Origin of the sequence: Streptomyces sp. NPDC059443 (assembly GCF_042750105.1) — a bacterium.
Lineage (GTDB): Bacteria > Actinomycetota > Actinomycetes > Streptomycetales > Streptomycetaceae > Streptomyces.
In genome coordinates this window covers 262,017-276,892 of record NZ_JBHYVM010000006.1, presented here as the reverse complement: position 1 = coordinate 276,892, position 14,876 = coordinate 262,017, and the positions used below count along the sequence as shown (strand labels likewise).

Sequence of the window (14,876 nt, the reverse complement as noted above, 5' to 3'; positions counted from 1 at the left end):
GCGGCGCGGGGGGGCGGGGCGGGGGGCGGCGGGGGGGGGGGCCGCCCCCCCGCGCCCCCCCCCCCCCCCGCGGCCCGCGTCAGCGGGCCGCCTTGATCAAGTAAAGAAACTCTGAACAGCTCACCCAGCGTTGACGACTGAGCCCGTAAGTATCCTCGGGTCAGCCGCGCTTCTTCGCCTGGGAGAGCTTGGTCTCCAGCTCCTTGCGAGCGGCTGCCGGGTCATCGTGGAGAGGGGGTCCAAGCTGGCCACGGCGGGCTAGTTCCCTGGTGATCTTCCGGCCCTTGCTGACTGCTTCCTGGTACGCCTCGCGGGCTCGGTCGAGCTCGCCGCGATGCTCATCCGCAAGCGTCTTGAGTTCAGAGTCGGAAAGGTGCGCGAACTCGCCGGCAGTGCTCCGAGCCTGCCGTTCGACCTCCTCCCGCAGGAGGGACTGGACAACCTTCGGCTCGTAGCTCTTGCCGGGAGTCGGGGCGGTGCGGACGAAGACCCCGCGGCCCTTGACCGCGTAGATCAGCCCCTCACTCTTCAGCAGGCGAAGAGCGTTCTGGGCGGTGGAGTTGGCGATACCGAACCGCTCTTGCAACTCTCGCGCCGAGGGGAGCTGGCTGCCCGGAGGAAAGATCCCTTCCTTGATCTCCTCGCGCAGGGTGTCCGCGGTCCGCACGAACGGGGGGCGGTTGTCCTCTGCTCTGGCTGAACGCCACCCGGGGCCGACGGAGTTCTCATCCGCTCGCCCCTCGACTCCCTGCCCGTCAGCGCCCGCTTCTTCCAGGGGCAGGCAGACATAGCTGCCCCTGCCGAGCACGGAGAAGACCAGCCCCTCCTGCCTGAGGACACGCAGCGCGTTCTGGACCGTGGAGCTGGCGACACCGAAGCGCTCTTGTAGCCGGCGCGCGGAGGGCAGTTGCTCGCCCGGCTTGAGCTCGCCGCTGACGATCGCGGCCCGTAGCACTTCAGCGGCCTGAAGGTATGGGGGCCGTGAGTCCTCGTCCAGGGGCAGTGTCATGGGCCAACCGTACCGTCCGTAGCGCCTACGGCATACGGCCGCGCGACCGACCGTATCGCCCGTCCCGCCTAATCGAGCGTTGCGTCCGTATCGCCGTAGCGCTAAGGTGATGCCGAGTCGATCAAGCGGCTCCATCGAAAAGGGATGTGATTGGCATGGCTGTCCGTATTCGTGTTGGCATGCTGAAGACGGCGGTGTGCGTCGCGGGCACCGAGCCCGTGCTGAAGATCAAGGACCAGCAGACCGGAGAGGTCGCCACCGACCGGGAGACCGGCGAGTCGCTCTACACGGTGACCGTGATGCTCATGGAGGACGGCCGGGCCGAGATCATGAAGATCACGGTCCCGCAGTCGGGCCTTGTGGCCGGGCTCAAGCCCGGGGCGATGGTGCGGCCGGTGGACCTGTTCGCGACCCCGTGGGCGCGGATCTTCAACGGGCAGCTCTCCGACGGTGTCGCCTACCGCGCCGCCCGTCTGGAGCTGGTCGCGGTGGAGGCGGCCCAGTGACCGGCCTCGTCGGCGATCACGCGCCGGAGGTGCTGATGGCCGCGGCGGCGCTGCTGGGAGTGTGGCTGCTGCTGGTCGTGGTGAGGTACGTGCGGGCCGATAAGGGCACGCGGGTCAGCATGCGGCAGGCTGTCCGGGTCCGCTGGAGCTGGGTGCGGTTGGCGCGGATGGCGGGTCTGACGGTCACCGACAAGACGCCGGGCCTGCTCGCCCAGATCACCGCGTCCAAGGACGGCCCCACCCCCGCGCCCCGGGTGCTGACGCCCCGGATCAAGGTCAAGCCCGACCGGTTCGGCGTGATCGTGCGGGCCAAGACCCTGCCGCAGGTCGGGCTGGAGGAGTACCAGAAGGCGGCCCGATTCTTGGCGGATGCCTGGCGGTGCACGCGGGTCTCCGTGCTGCCGGACGGACCCGGACGGGTGGTGATCCGGGGCGTGCGCTCCGATCCTCTGACCACGCCGACCGCACACCGGCCCACCGGCCGCCCGCCCGCGGACCTGACTCGCTGGGAGTTGGGCGTGGACGAGTACGCCGCCCAGGTGTGCGTCTCCCTGGCCAACGTGCCCGGGGTGACCGTGGCCGGCACCCCGGGGGCGGGTAAGACCTCAGGGGTCAACAAGTTCGTCTGCGACTTCGCACCGTCCCCTGCCGTGCAGATCGCGACTGCGGACGGGAAGGTGTCACGGGCCTCGGAGGGCGACTACGCCGACCTCGTCAAGCGGATGTTCGCGTTCTGCGGCGACGACCTCGACGAAGCCAACGCGCTGTTCAGGCGTCTGGTAGAGCTGCGTCGGCGGCGGTCCTCGGTGATCCGTGACGTGCTGGGTGTGAAGAACATGTGGCACATCGGCCCCTCGCCGGAATGGCCACTGACGGTCCTGATCATCGATGAGGCGCACACGTTCTTCCGCGAGTACAAGGGCAGCGATGCCGAGACCAAGCGCCTGGCCGCGCTGACGGCGGAGAACGCCCGCTTGGTGGAGGACCTGGTCAAGAAGGGCCGCAGCGTCGGCATGTTGGTCATCTTGATCAGCCAGAAGACCACTGGCGACGCCCTCCCGACGTTCATCCGCGACGTGTGCCCGGTCGGGCTGTCGTTCGCGCAGAAGACGGTGGAAGCCGCGGTGGCCGCGCTGGGTGACGACATCCGCAACTGGCCGGACGCCAGCCCCGTGACCTTGCAGGACCCTGCCTACGTCGGCGTCGCGGTCATGGCGATGCAGGGTCGACCCGGCTACACCCGCATCCGCACCCCGTACGTCTCCGACGCCGACGCGGCCCGCGTCGCGGAAGCCACCGCCCACCTGACCGCCGACCCGGCCATGTGCCTGGACGCACTTCTCGACTCGATCGGCTGGGCCGCCTCCGGCGACGACGAGTCGGACGGCCCTGTCCCTCCTTCCAAGTCCTGAGCGCTCCTAAAATCACCCGCCCGAGAGGAGGTCCCGCACATGGCGGAGGAACGATTCACCCGCCACACGGTGACCATGGTCATGGCAGTTATCGCGGCCCTGGCCTTCGTCTTCTCCTTCGGCAACGTATGGGCCCTCGCGCTGCGACTCGGCGTACCGCGCCCGATCGCGCCGCTGATCGCCCCCATGGTGGACCTGTCCGTCGTCGGGCTCCTGGTCGCACTACGGTTCCTGGCCCTGCGCGGCGTCCCTGCACATGAGTTGAAGGCCGGCACCCGACTCCTACACCTGTGCGGCGTACTCACCCTCGCACTGAACACCGCCGAACCGCTGCTGAGTGGCCACTACGGGCGTGCCTGCCTGGACACCGTCGCCCCGCTCCTGCTCCTGGGCTGGGGCCGCGTCGGCCCGGCCTTCCTGGCCCAGTTCCACACCGCCACCCAACGCCTGGAGGCCACCACGTCCATCCCTACCCCTTCCCCCGTTACTGAGCCGGAGCCCGACCCGGCACCCGAGCCGCTCCCCGTCGCCACGCCCGTTTCGGCCCCGGCCGTCGTGCCCTCCGTGATCGCGGCACCCGCACCCGCCCCGGCCTCTGCTACCAAGACGGCCGTAACCGGCTCCCGTCCGTCACTGCCCGCCGCGCTCCTCGACGCAGCCCGGCACATCACGGACAACCACGACGCGGAACACGGAGCGCCGATCACCGCCGCCCAGCTGGCAATGCGCATGGGCGTCGCCCTGCCAGTGGCCACCGCCGTGCTCGCTCACCTCTGAACCTCCCCCGGCCGTCGGCCGGAGCACCCCACCTGAACCCCCGCCCCACCGATGGGCCCGGTTCGTCATGCCCCGAGCAGCACCAACACGCCCCCTCGCTGGCTGGTTGCTGCTCGGGGCCACCCACCCGCCAGAAGGGACACGCCCCGACATGGTCACCCTGGACCTGCGCCACGTGGCAAGCCCCGCCATACGGGACCTGCTCCACCTGGTCAACCACCCCGACTTCGACCGCGCACACCAGCAGATCGAACACCTCGGCGGCTGCACCGAACCCGTACGCCTGACCGGCCACACCACCACCGTCGACACCACGACCGGTGAGGTACTGCGCTCCTACACCACGACCGACGAACCCACGGGCACCCTGCTCACCACGTGCGGCAACCGCCGCTCCTCCCGCTGCCCGGCCTGCTCCCGCGTCTACGCCGCCGACACCTACCACCTCATCCGGGCCGGCCTGACCGGCGGCAAGACCGTGCCCGACACGGTCCGCACCCACCCCCGCGTCTTCGCCACCCTCACCGCCCCCTCCTTCGGCCCCGTCCACAATCGCCCCACCAACACGGACGGCGGGCCCCGACCCTGCCGCTGCGGCAAGCTCCACGAACCCACTGACGCGCTGCTGGGCACACCCCTGAACCCGAAGACCTACGACTACGCCGGCGCGGTCTTGTTCAATGCCCACGCCTCCGCTCTGTGGGCCCGCTTCACGATCTACCTGCGCCGCGAGATCGCGGCCCGGCTCGGCCTCACCCAGAAGGCCGCCCGCGCCGTCCTGCGGGTCTCCTTCGCCAAGGTCGCCGAGTACCAGAAACGCGGCCTGGCCCACTTCCACGCCGTCATCCGGCTCGACGGCCCCAACGGCAGCACCCAGCCCCCACCTCCGTCCGCCACCGTCACCCTGCTCGCCGATGCCATCTGGGCTGCTGCCGCTCGCGTCCGTGTAACCGTCGTGTCGGACGCGATCGGGGAACGCGAACTCGCCTGGGGCGAACAGCTCGACGTACGCGAAATCGCCGCCTTCGGCACCGACGCCGAACTGACCGACCAGGCCGTCGCCGCCTACGTGGCCAAGTACGCCACCAAATCCGCCGACGCCTCCGGCACCCTCGACCGCGCACTGTTCTGCCGCCCCTGCCAGGGACGCGGCGCCACCCTGCTGCCCCACGGAACCCCGCTCCAGTGCGCCGCCTGCAACGGCACCGGACAGGCCCGGCCCCTGCCCCGGCTCGCGGTCGCCCGTCATGTGCGGCAGATGATCCGCACCTGCTGGGAGCTGGGCAAGCTCCCGGAATTCGCGGGCCTCAAGCTCTGGAAGTGGGCGCACATGCTCGGCTTCCGCGGCCACTTCTCCACCAAGTCCCGCTGCTACTCCATCACCCTCGGCGCGCTACGCGACGCCCGCCGCGCCTGGCGCACTGAGCAGGCCCGCGCCCAAGCCGGCCTGCCCGAGCCTGACCCGACGACAACCCTCGTCGTCGGCCACTGGGCCTACCACGGATCGGGATACAGCCCCGGCGCCGGATTCCTCGCTGCCGCCGTCTGGCACCGCAGGGAACTGGAACGACAGTTCGTAGCGGAAGAGGGCTGCTGATGGCCTCATACCAGCCCACCGCGCCCCATAAGGCGCTGAGTGCGTCGCACGAACTGCTGACCGTGCCTCAGGTCATGGCCCGCCTCCAGCTCGGCCGCTCCGCTGTCTACGACCTACTCCGGACCCAGCAGCTTGCCTCGATCACCCTCGGACGCGCCCGCCGCATCCCCACCCACGCCCTCACCGACTTCATCCGCACCCGACTCGACCAGGAAGCCGCCGCCTGATGACCACGCCCCGCGACCCCAGCCCCTCCCGCCGCGTCCGCGCCAACGGCGACGGGACCGTCTACCAGCGCAAGGACGGCCGCTGGGAAGCTGCTGGCTACGTACTCGCCCCGGGCAACACCCGCAAGCGCATCCGCGTCTACGGCACCACCCGCGCGGAAGCCCTGGCCAAGCTCACCGAGAAGATCGTCTCCAGCAACCGCGGCGTTCCCATTCCCTCCGCGCAGGGCAGTGTCAGCGCGTACCTGACGTACTGGCTGGAGGCAGTCGCCGTCCATCAGCTCCGCGAGAACACCCACACCCGATACACCGCCTGCGTCAAGCAGTACCTCGTCCCCGGCCTGGGCAAGAAGAAGCTCGCCAAGCTCACCGCCAAAGACGTCCGTACCTGGCTCAACCAGGTCCGCACCACCTGCCAGTGCTGCGCCCGCAGCATCGATGCCGCCCGTGACCAGCCCCGTTGCTGCGCCGCCGGAGCGTGCTGCTCCAAGCGGCTCTCCCCGCTGACGCTGGCGTACATCCACTCTGTCCTCAAGTCCGCCTTGGAGCACGCCGTCCGAGAGGAGGAGATCACGCGCAATGTCGCCCGCAACGTCCGCACGGGTACGCCGCGCCCCCGTCGGTTCGAACCGCTCACGGCAGATGAAGCCCGACAGTTCCTCGCTGCTGTCCGCAATCACCGCCTGTTCGCGCTGTACGAACTCGCCCTCCGAACCGGACTCCGCAAGGGCGAACTCCTCGGCCTTCAGTGGGAAGACCTCGACCTCCAGGCAGGCACTGCCAGCATTCGCCGCACCCTCCAGCGGACCCAGACCGGCGGACTCACCGTCCTGCCCACCAAGACCCGCGCATCCGAACGACGCATTGCCCTCCCCAGCGAGTGCATCCACTCATTCAAGGAACACCGTGAGGTACAGGAAGGAGAACGAGAGGCGGCAGCGGAGGACTGGAGGGACAACGGCCTCGTCTTCAGTACGCCGGCAGGAGGGCCGATCGATCCGGCGAACCTCAATCGGAGCTTCCGCGTCCTCCTCGATCTGGCAGGGCTCCGCCGGATTCGCTTCCACGACCTACGGCACTCCACCGCCACTCTCCTCCTGGAGCAGGGGGTCGAACTCGTCGTGATCAAGGAACTCCTCGGGCACGCGCACATCGGCGTCACCGCCACGGTCTACGCCCACGTCAGACTCCGCCTCCAGCGCGACGCCATCGACCTCCTCGGCCGCGCCCTCCGGCGCTCCGACGAGACCACCAGCCAACTCGACGACCGTGACGAACCGCCACCCTGCGCAGCACCCATCCGCTGACGTTGCCGTCAACTACTGCCGTCAGACACTCCAGCACGCGCCAGAGGCCCCACCGGAAGATCGACCGGTGGGGCCTCATGCATTACCTGCTCTATTGCAACTTGGTCGCCGCGTTAGCCTTGACTATCGCCTATCAGTCGACCATCAGTAGATTGCTCGGGTTTCACCGAGAACCATCCTTCACTGACCTCTTCGAGAGTCCCAGATGAAGCCATTAGACGGCACTCCTGGGTCAACTCATCTCCCGTGACTTTCGAGGCAATCCCCCGACTCGCGGAGAATCTCTCAATCCGCCACGAATCGAATACAGGGGTTCCGTCGATAAGGAAATCGATATCGATTTCCTGACCATCGCTCGAAACAAACAGGCAACCGTCTCCGTGTACCGCGTACTCGATCCCACCCGAGATTGATCCAGACTTTGACAGCTGGCCTGTACGCACACGCCTCACGATCGCTGCCAGGCTCGAACCCAGGTCAGGGAGACTTCTCAAGACTTCCGCTTGAACGCGAGCGAGGGTCTCAACATACTCCGTCACCTCGGCGGAAGCGTTGCTCATCATCTGTACCCCGGCCTCTTGTGACGGTTCACGAGTTTATCGGGCCCCACTTCAGCCCATGCGGTAATCACATCGTCGATGCCGCCCGAGTAGCGGGCGATCAGCTCCTCTTCCGGCACGACCTGATAGGGGACATCAATCCCAGCACGCTTGGCCGCTGCGACACGGTGGTGACCGTCCAGGATGTACAGCTCATCATTATGCTGCGCAACCTTGATCGGACCACCCTGCCAGCCGCCTTCCTTCATGGACGCCGTCAGATTGTCCACGTTCCGCTTGGATGCGTTACCGGAAAGCGCCTCGGTTCGCTTGAGACTGTGAGGATCTGCGGTTCCGCAGTTGTGAACGAGGACCGGTGTGGCGCCCGCCAGCACATAGTACGTGTGGAAGTCATCGACGGTGAGGTTGTGGGTGGTGACGGCGTAGGGGTAATCGCGCGTCGCCTTGACTGTGAGGGTGGTGCCGTTGGGCTGGCGGAGCTGTTCGCCGATGGTGAGTTCGCCGGCGTCGATCCACTGGTGACGGGTTTCGCTCCAGTAGGGGTGATGAGATGTCGAGGTGATTTTTGTCGGCGGGCCGCGAGGGCTGGCCTCGTCGGTGAGGGTGAGGTCGGTGAATTCCTTGTCGTCGGGGGTGGTGATGGTGGCGGTGACCTTCTTCGGGCGGGTTTCGCCCGTCTGGGGGTCCGTGGCCAACACGGTGTCGCCGATGCGGATGTCCTGGATGGCCTTGGTGGTGCCGTCAGCCATCTGGACCTGAGCGCCCGTGGGGAAGCTGTTCGTCTTCACGGCCGGGCAGGAGGTGCTGGGGCTGGACTCGGAGGCCCCGCCGCTGGACTCGGCGTCCGCGCTTTCATTGGCGGGTTTGCTTTCGGTCCCCGCGCTGTCCTCGGCAGATTCCTTACCTGCTTTTTCGGATGCCGACTTGGCTGCCTTTTCCTCGGCGGCGCGGGCTTCCTTCATCGCTCTCTTGGCCGTGCTGTAGGCCTCTGCGGCCCTCGCGGCTCCGCGTTCCGCCGCATGGATGGCGTCGTAGGCCTTGTTTACTTCCTTGTAGATCTTGAAGGCTTTGATGCCGATCTTGACGGCCTTGAAGAGCTTGCCCCAGGGGACGAAGTTCAGGGCCGTGTTGATGCAGGCCATGGCGTCGCCCTTGGTGAAGCAGTCGCGGGCGTCGTTGAAGCCGATCAGATCGGCGACCAAGTCGACGACTTCGTCGATGAGTTGGTCGCGCTGCTTCTTGGCGTCGGAGACCTTGCGGTTGTTCTCGACCAGCTCCGCGCTGGACGGTTCTGTACCCGCCTCGGAGGCGACGACCGCACTCCGACCGGCGTTGCTGACACGCTTGTTGGCGCAGTCTTCCGCGTCCTCGCACCCGAGACGGCCACTTGGGTCTGATGCGTTGACGGGGCTGTTGTTGGAGTAGGCGTAGGCGTTCCACTGTTGTGGGTCGCCGGCGTCGATGATGGGGTCGGGGCTGATGAAGCGGCCCGTGGTGGGGTCGTATTCGCGGGCGCCGAGGAGGGTGAAGCCGGTGGCTTTCTCCTTGGTGCCGCCGATGAAGCCCTTGTCTCCGGCCCAGGCGCCGGGGGCGGGCTGGGTGCCGCGTTCGTTTCCGAACGGGTCGCTCGCGCGGCGGATGTGGCTGAGGTCGACGGCGTTGAACTGGACGCCGCCCGTGCCGTGGTGGTCCGAGCTCTGGTAGGTGAGCGTGGAGCCGCTGGTGGTGTTGGTGGTGCGGGTGATGGAGAGGCCGCCGGGGGCGGCGTAGGTGCGGACGTTGGAGACCTTGCCGCTGGCGGTGTCCAGGGTGATCTGGTCGGTGCCGAGGCTGAGGGTGGTGCTGGTGGGGTCGCGGCGGATGAGCTGGTTGCCGCCGGTGTCGTAGAGGTAGCTGGTGCCGGCGCTCTCACCGGTGCCGACTATCTTGTCGAGCTTGCCCTGGCCGTTCCAGGTCAGAGCCTTGGTGCCGGGAGTGCTGGTGACGGAGGCGGTGTTGCCGGATGCGTCGTAGGTGTAGGAGGTGACCTTCGTGCCCGCGGTGCTGGTTTCCGTGGAGGTCATCAGGGCGTGCGGGCCGCCGGTGCCGCCACCCGTCTTCGGGTCGGACGAGGGGGTGTTGGGGCCGGTGCCGAAGGTCTGGGTGACCGTCGTGTCCTTGGAGGCGTTGCCGGTGACGTCCTTCTTGACCAGCGTCTTGCGGTTGCCGAGGTTGTCGTAGGTGTACTGCTGCCAGTACGGGGCCGGTCCGCCCACGCTGGGCTTCCCGGTGCCGTCGACCGCCGGGCCGGTGCTGTTGGTGCAGCTGCCGATGCCGCGGACGCTGGGCTGGGGGGCGGTGGTCTGGGTGCCGGTGTCGGTCCAGGCCTGGGTCAGCCGTCCCAGGTAGTCGTGCATGAAGCACTGCAGGTCACGGGTGGCGCCGTCCTGGGTGTCACCGATCGAGGTCAGCTGGCCGACCTGGTTGTAGGTGTAGTCCAGGACGTCGACGCTCGCGGTCGTGGCCGTCTGCTTGTCCAGCGTGGAGCGGACGGGGCGGCCGGTGCCGGCGTCGTAGTCGGTCGTGGAGACGACCTGCTTGCCGGTTTTGCCGACGGTGGTACGGATGGCCCGGCCGTAGGGGTCGTAGCGCATGTCCACGACGTACGGGGTCCGGGTGAACCCGATCTTGCCGTCGAGCGAGGTGAAGTTGCCCGCGATATCGCTGCCGAAGGCCAGGGTTTCGACGCCGAGTCCGGCGTTGGGAATGCCGGGCAGGGCGGTGGTCTGCAGCTGCCCGTAGGCGTCGTAGGTGTTGGTCGTCTGGTAGGTGCCGGCCAGTTCCTTTTCGACGGCCGGGATGGTGACCTTGGTGCCGAGGGGGCGGTAGCCGCCGTCGTAACCAGTGATCTCGGAGACGTAGGCGCTGCCCGTTTTGCCGCCCACGTAGCGGGTGGTGGTGTCGGGCTTGCCCAGGGCCTTGGTGTCGTAGGTGAAGGCGCCGACCTGCTTGGCCGGGTCTACGGCCGTGCCTTCGTACGTCGCCAGGGTGCGGCCGAGGAGGTCAGCCACCGAGGTTGCGCTCTTGCCCCGGGCGTCCGTGCTGGTGACGAGGTTCTTACTGTCGTCGTAGACCGTGGTACCGGTGCCCGCGTCCGGGTCGGTGGTCTTGACCACGCGGCCGAGGAGGTCGTAGGTGAAGGTCCACTCGTTGCCGGCGGAGTCCTTCCGTGACAGCTCCTGCCCCTGGCTGTTGGACAGATAGGTCGTCTCGTCGTAAGCGCCCGTGGGGGTGTTCGCCTTGTACTGGCGCAGGACCGAGGTGAGGCCGTTGGTGATCTTGGACGTGGCGAACCCGCCAGTCGGCGGGGTCTGGCGGACCTCGTCGGCGCCCGGGTATTCGGTCTTGGAGCGGGACTGCTCCACGCCGAAGGACTGGGCAATGGAGTCGGTGACCCGGCCGAGGCCGTCGAAGACCTGGACGGTCTGGGCAGGGATCTTGCTGTCGGGCTGGACGCCGCCGTTGGGCAGGAAGACCGCGGCGGAGGGCGAGCCCTGGTCGGTGTAGTAGGCGGCGCTGGTCTTGGTCTGCCAGCCGTGGGAGTCGAACAGCGCGTCCGTGATCATGCGGCCTGCCACGCCCGAAGGGGGCGTGGCCTGGGTCTGCCGAACCCGGCCGAGGCCGTCGTAGATGGAGTAGCTGGAGGTGTAGGAATTGTCGTTCATGAGCGCCTGGCTCAGAACGGTGGACGGCGCGTTCGTGCCGTTCATCGTGTACGAGAACTGGCGGACCGGCAGGTCCTTCGTGGAGTCCTGACCGGGCTGCCAGATCTGCACGACCCGCCCGAGCGCGTCATACGTACGCTCGGCGACGTGGTTGTTCTCGTCGGTGGTCTTCACCGGCTTCGAGCGGCCGATGTCGAGGGTGGTGGTCGACTTCCAGCCCAACGGGTTGGTGTGCGTCACCGAGCTCGGCAGAACACCCGTTGCCGGGGTGTAAGCGGTCGTGGTGACGGCGCCGCCGGGGTGGGTGGCGTCGGTACGGACCTTGTTGGTGTTGCTGGTGACGCGGCCGTAGGCGTCGTAGGTGGAGGTGGAATTGAGGCGGTAGACAGGCTTGCCCGCCGTGTCGTACTTCTCCAGGACCTCGGTGCCCGTGCCGTCGGCGGTCGCTCCGACCTGCCCGTAGGGCAGACCGTCGAAGTACGAACGGGTGTCACCGACGGTATTGGCCGCAGTCGGGATCTGACCACAGACTCCAGATATGACCAGGGTGCGGGAGGCGAGTTCGGCGACCGCCCCGCCGGGGCCGGTCGGGTACTCGAAGGTGGTGCACAGACGCTGGTCCGTGCGCGAGATGTCACTGTTGTCGTCGACCTGGAGCGGACGCGTCGTGAGCGTACTGTCGTACGTCGACGACCGCTCGCCCGTGCGCCACGCACCGCTCGCAAGCTTCGCGCGGCTGGTGACCTTCGCTGTGTTCACCGCGCGGGCCGTGATCGCGGGCATGCCCGCGGACTGGGCGCGGGTCGCGGTGACCGGGCCGATCCACGGCGTGGTGACCTCGTCCGCGATGACGCTTCCGCCGTCACGGTCGTAGGTTTCGCTCTGGCGGACGAAGCCCGAGAGGACTTCTTCGTCCTTGATGCTGCCGCCCTGCGCGTCGGGAACGTTCACGCTGCGCGTGGAGCCGTTGGCGAGGACGTCGCCGTCCATGCCGCGCAGGTACGTCGTGACGCTCTTGGTGCGTGGGGCCTCGCTCGCGTTGCCACTGCCCGTGCGGGTGGTGACGGTGGCGTAGCCGCGGAACTGGTCCCAGGTGCGGGTCTTGGGGTCGGTGAACTCGGAGTCGTTGCGGTGCCAGGCGATGCCGCCGCCGTACTCGTAGTCGGTGACCGTGGAGACCTGGCCGCCGACCTTGTCCTGCTGGGTGACGGACTGGACGATCACCTTGTTGAACCAGTCGTTGACCGGGTCGGCGAAGGACTGGCCGGGCAGGTACCACTTGACCGGCATGCAGGCCATCGTGTTGCCGTCCTCGGAGGACGGCATCGTCCCCGCGAGACGCGAGCACTCAGGGGCCTTGTAGGCGACGTTGATCTGGCCACCGGTCTCGGTGGTGATCGTCTGAATACGCGGACGGCGGTAGCTCGGAGCCGAGGCGTCCGTACCGTCCGGGCGCCTGACGACACCGTCCACGCGGTTGGGGAACTGGGTCGCCTGGAAGGAGACGGCAGGCAGCTTGATCGCGGTCTTGCCGTTCGAGCCGGTCCGCTCGATCTTGTCGAGCCACAGGGTCGGGGACGTGCCGTCACCCGGATCCTGGAACGACTGCGTCAGATCGTAGGTGTCGACCTTCGTCCATGCCGTGCCCGTCCACACCTCGGTGTAGATCTGCGGGAACTTCTTCGTCGTGAAGTACGTAGGCGAGAGGTTCAGGCACTGACCGGTGGCCGCGCACTCCTGGTCGATCGGAGTGTCCGGCCACGACTTCGCGTTCGCCTTCACACGCTGAGCGGGATCACACGTGATCGCACCTGCCGCGACGCAGCGCTCGGCGTTGGTGATCGTGATCTGGGCGGCCGGCTTGGCCGTGCCCTTCGCGGCGATCTGCTCGGGCAGGCGCTGGCCGTAGCCGATCCAGGTCGGGTAGGAGCCGCGCTGGTACTTCGTGGACGTGCCGGTGCCGTTGTTCTGGCCGCCGCCCCGCCCGTAGTAGTTGTCCTCCTGCTCGTAGCGGTAGGTGGCCAGGTTCTGGTGCGGGTCCACGACGTAGTCGAGGTTCCACTGCCAGCCCAGCTGTTGCCACGTCCCGTTGGCGGGGGTGTCAGCGCCGAGGCACTTGTCCTGACCGCTGTTGAAGTAGACGGGGACCGTCGAGACGGACTTGGCTTCGGGGTCCGTGCCGTCACCGCCGGGGAGGCGGTTGGCGCCGAAGTAGTACTGGGTGCCGTCGGTCGTGGTGACCTTGAAGCCCTCACCCTTCCAAGCGGCATTGCGCTGCCCGGTCAGGCGCTCGATCTTCGTGCCGTCCTCACCCTTGAGGTGGTAGACGCAGGTCGTGTCGTCACGGACGATCTGACCCACATGACCCGCAAGGCTGAGCGACAGGATGTCACCCGCCCAGCACTCGTCACCCGAGCCGGCGATCCCCGCGTCCTTGCAGCCCTTGTACGAGCGGGAGATGGAGCCCGGGCTCCAGTCCCAGCCCTCACCGAACCCACTGGCCTGCGCGTTCGTCGACGCCGTGCGGCCGTCGATCGAGGAGGAGTCGTAGCCCAGGCCCACACTGGGACCCGGTCCGGCGATGGAGGAGGGAACCTCCACCGTGTAGCCGTAGGTGAAGTTCGCCGCGTTCGAACCGGACTGCCACGAAGCGGACGGTGCCAGCGGAGTCGCGGTGAAGTCACCGCTCGCACCCGACGGACCCGGCTCCACCGCGAGCGCCACCGCCTGCGGCGCCAGCACCTGAGGTGCCGCCGCGGGAGCCGACTGTGCACCCGCCGAAGACTTCAGCAGACTCGGAGTGGCCGCAACCGACTTGGGAGCGTCGACCTCCGCCACCAGACGGCCCGACGCATCCTTGTGGGACGCGACCGGCGTGCGGGCCGTGCAGCCGGCCGCGCCCGGTGTGGTCAGGGCGCAGTCGGGCAGTCGCACCACACGCGCACGGTCACCCCAGTTCGCACCGGTCGTCTTCGCCCACGCGGAGAGGTCGAAGCCGACCTGGACCTTCCCCGAAGCAGCCGAACCCGCCGCATCCGTCAGCGCGACGAGGGCGCCCCCGACACCAGCCGCACGCGTCTTCGCCTCGTCCTTCACCTCAACCCGCAGCGAACCCTCACCCGAGTCGCCGACACCGTCGGCAGGCGCGACCGCGAGCTCGGAAAGCTTCGCCGAAGGGTTCGCACCTGTACCGGCGGAGAGCCATACCGGCAGCTCACCAGCCTGAACAGGCTTTGCTCCAGCTACAGTCTGCGATTTGCTGGCCGAATGGAGCGGAACAGTCGCCGAACCGGCCGGAACTTTGGCCTTCGCATCCGGACTCCACGGCTTACCCGCAGGTGCCTTGGCATTGGCCGGCTTGGCATTCGAGCCCTTTACGGGCTTGGTCTGCGGGAGCGCCGTATTCGGCGGCACCCACACCTTCGGCGGCTTCGCCGCCGCTTCGGCCGCGGGTAAACCCAGGCCGGAGATGAGCACCGCAAACACGGCGACCATCGCGACGCGTGGCCGTTTCGCGCGTACGCGCGAAAACAAGCCATTTTGACGAGAAAACAAAATCCCCCCACAGGAAACGGAGCAATTCGATCCGGAAGTGATCGAGTTCAGATTCTGCGCACCCTAGAGGAGGTGATCTATTCGTACAGGAATTTCTCAACATTCCTTTGCATGACCAATGTCACCCGCCGGGCAATGTGGTTCTTCATGGCGTGAACTGGACATCTCAATCCAACAAACTGTTGACAGATTTGCGGAGACTAAGGAGCGTGCGCGTGACCT

General features: G+C 67.6%; 10 protein-coding genes. 7 read left to right on the top strand and 3 right to left on the bottom strand.

Annotation, left to right across the window (positions count from 1 at the left end):
- Positions 1-160: 160 nt before the first annotated feature.
- Positions 161-1,009 (bottom strand): GntR family transcriptional regulator, encoded by an 849-nt coding sequence (locus ACFXDJ_RS08690; protein ID WP_384650580.1) that lies wholly within the window; start codon positions 1,007-1,009, stop codon positions 161-163.
- A gap of 179 nt (positions 1,010-1,188) precedes the next feature.
- On the opposite strand from ACFXDJ_RS08690, the gene ACFXDJ_RS08685 reads away from it, so the two are divergent.
- From ACFXDJ_RS08685 to ACFXDJ_RS08660, 6 genes are all read left to right on the top strand, one after another.
- Positions 1,189-1,515, top strand: a complete 327-nt coding sequence (locus ACFXDJ_RS08685; RefSeq protein WP_384650582.1) for a hypothetical protein — start codon at positions 1,189-1,191, stop codon at positions 1,513-1,515.
- Positions 1,512-2,927, top strand: a complete 1,416-nt coding sequence (locus ACFXDJ_RS08680; protein ID WP_384650584.1) for a cell division protein FtsK — start codon at positions 1,512-1,514, stop codon at positions 2,925-2,927. The genes ACFXDJ_RS08685 and ACFXDJ_RS08680 overlap by 4 nt, the downstream gene beginning before the upstream one ends.
- Positions 2,928-2,966: 39 nt before the next feature.
- Positions 2,967-3,704, top strand: coding sequence for a DUF2637 domain-containing protein (locus ACFXDJ_RS08675; RefSeq protein ID WP_384650586.1), 738 nt, complete (start codon positions 2,967-2,969; stop codon positions 3,702-3,704).
- A 151-nt stretch (positions 3,705-3,855) separates the two neighbouring features.
- Positions 3,856-5,301 (top strand): replication initiator, encoded by a 1,446-nt coding sequence (locus ACFXDJ_RS08670; RefSeq protein WP_384650588.1) that lies wholly within the window; start codon positions 3,856-3,858, stop codon positions 5,299-5,301.
- A complete protein-coding gene (locus ACFXDJ_RS08665; RefSeq protein ID WP_384650590.1) occupies positions 5,301-5,528 on the top strand; it encodes a helix-turn-helix domain-containing protein in 228 nt (75 codons plus the stop codon). The genes ACFXDJ_RS08670 and ACFXDJ_RS08665 overlap by 1 nt, the downstream gene beginning before the upstream one ends.
- The gene (locus ACFXDJ_RS08660; protein WP_384650592.1) at positions 5,528-6,835 is read left to right on the top strand and encodes a tyrosine-type recombinase/integrase; all 1,308 of its coding nucleotides are present in this window, start codon (positions 5,528-5,530) and stop codon (positions 6,833-6,835) included. The genes ACFXDJ_RS08665 and ACFXDJ_RS08660 overlap by 1 nt, the downstream gene beginning before the upstream one ends.
- 113 nt (positions 6,836-6,948) lie before the next feature.
- On the opposite strand, the gene ACFXDJ_RS08655 is transcribed toward ACFXDJ_RS08660, so the two are convergent.
- Together ACFXDJ_RS08655 and ACFXDJ_RS08650 are read right to left on the bottom strand one after the other, a co-directional pair.
- Complete coding sequence (locus tag ACFXDJ_RS08655) at positions 6,949-7,395, bottom strand: DUF6896 domain-containing protein (RefSeq protein WP_384848489.1); 447 nt, start codon at positions 7,393-7,395, stop codon at positions 6,949-6,951.
- On the bottom strand, positions 7,395-14,195 hold the full coding sequence (locus ACFXDJ_RS08650) for a polymorphic toxin-type HINT domain-containing protein (RefSeq protein ID WP_384650595.1): 6,801 nt from the start codon (positions 14,193-14,195) through the stop codon (positions 7,395-7,397). Before ACFXDJ_RS08650 ends, ACFXDJ_RS08655 begins: the two co-directional genes overlap by 1 nt.
- 160 nt (positions 14,196-14,355) lie before the next feature.
- On the opposite strand from ACFXDJ_RS08650, the gene ACFXDJ_RS08645 reads away from it, so the two are divergent.
- On the top strand, positions 14,356-14,643 hold the full coding sequence (locus ACFXDJ_RS08645) for a hypothetical protein (protein WP_384650597.1): 288 nt from the start codon (positions 14,356-14,358) through the stop codon (positions 14,641-14,643).
- Positions 14,644-14,876: the final 233 nt, after the last annotated feature.

Coding starts and splice junctions, on each gene's coding strand:
- ACFXDJ_RS08690 (WP_384650580.1), bottom strand. CDS start 1,009: ATGACACTGCCCCTGGACGAGGACTCACGGCCCCCATACCTTCAGGCC.
- ACFXDJ_RS08685 (WP_384650582.1), top strand. CDS start 1,189: ATGCTGAAGACGGCGGTGTGCGTCGCGGGCACCGAGCCCGTGCTGAAG.
- ACFXDJ_RS08655 (WP_384848489.1), bottom strand. CDS start 7,395: ATGAGCAACGCTTCCGCCGAGGTGACGGAGTATGTTGAGACCCTCGCT.
- ACFXDJ_RS08675 (WP_384650586.1), top strand. CDS start 2,967: ATGGCGGAGGAACGATTCACCCGCCACACGGTGACCATGGTCATGGCA.
- ACFXDJ_RS08660 (WP_384650592.1), top strand. CDS start 5,528: ATGACCACGCCCCGCGACCCCAGCCCCTCCCGCCGCGTCCGCGCCAAC.
- ACFXDJ_RS08665 (WP_384650590.1), top strand. CDS start 5,301: ATGGCCTCATACCAGCCCACCGCGCCCCATAAGGCGCTGAGTGCGTCG.
- ACFXDJ_RS08670 (WP_384650588.1), top strand. CDS start 3,856: ATGGTCACCCTGGACCTGCGCCACGTGGCAAGCCCCGCCATACGGGAC.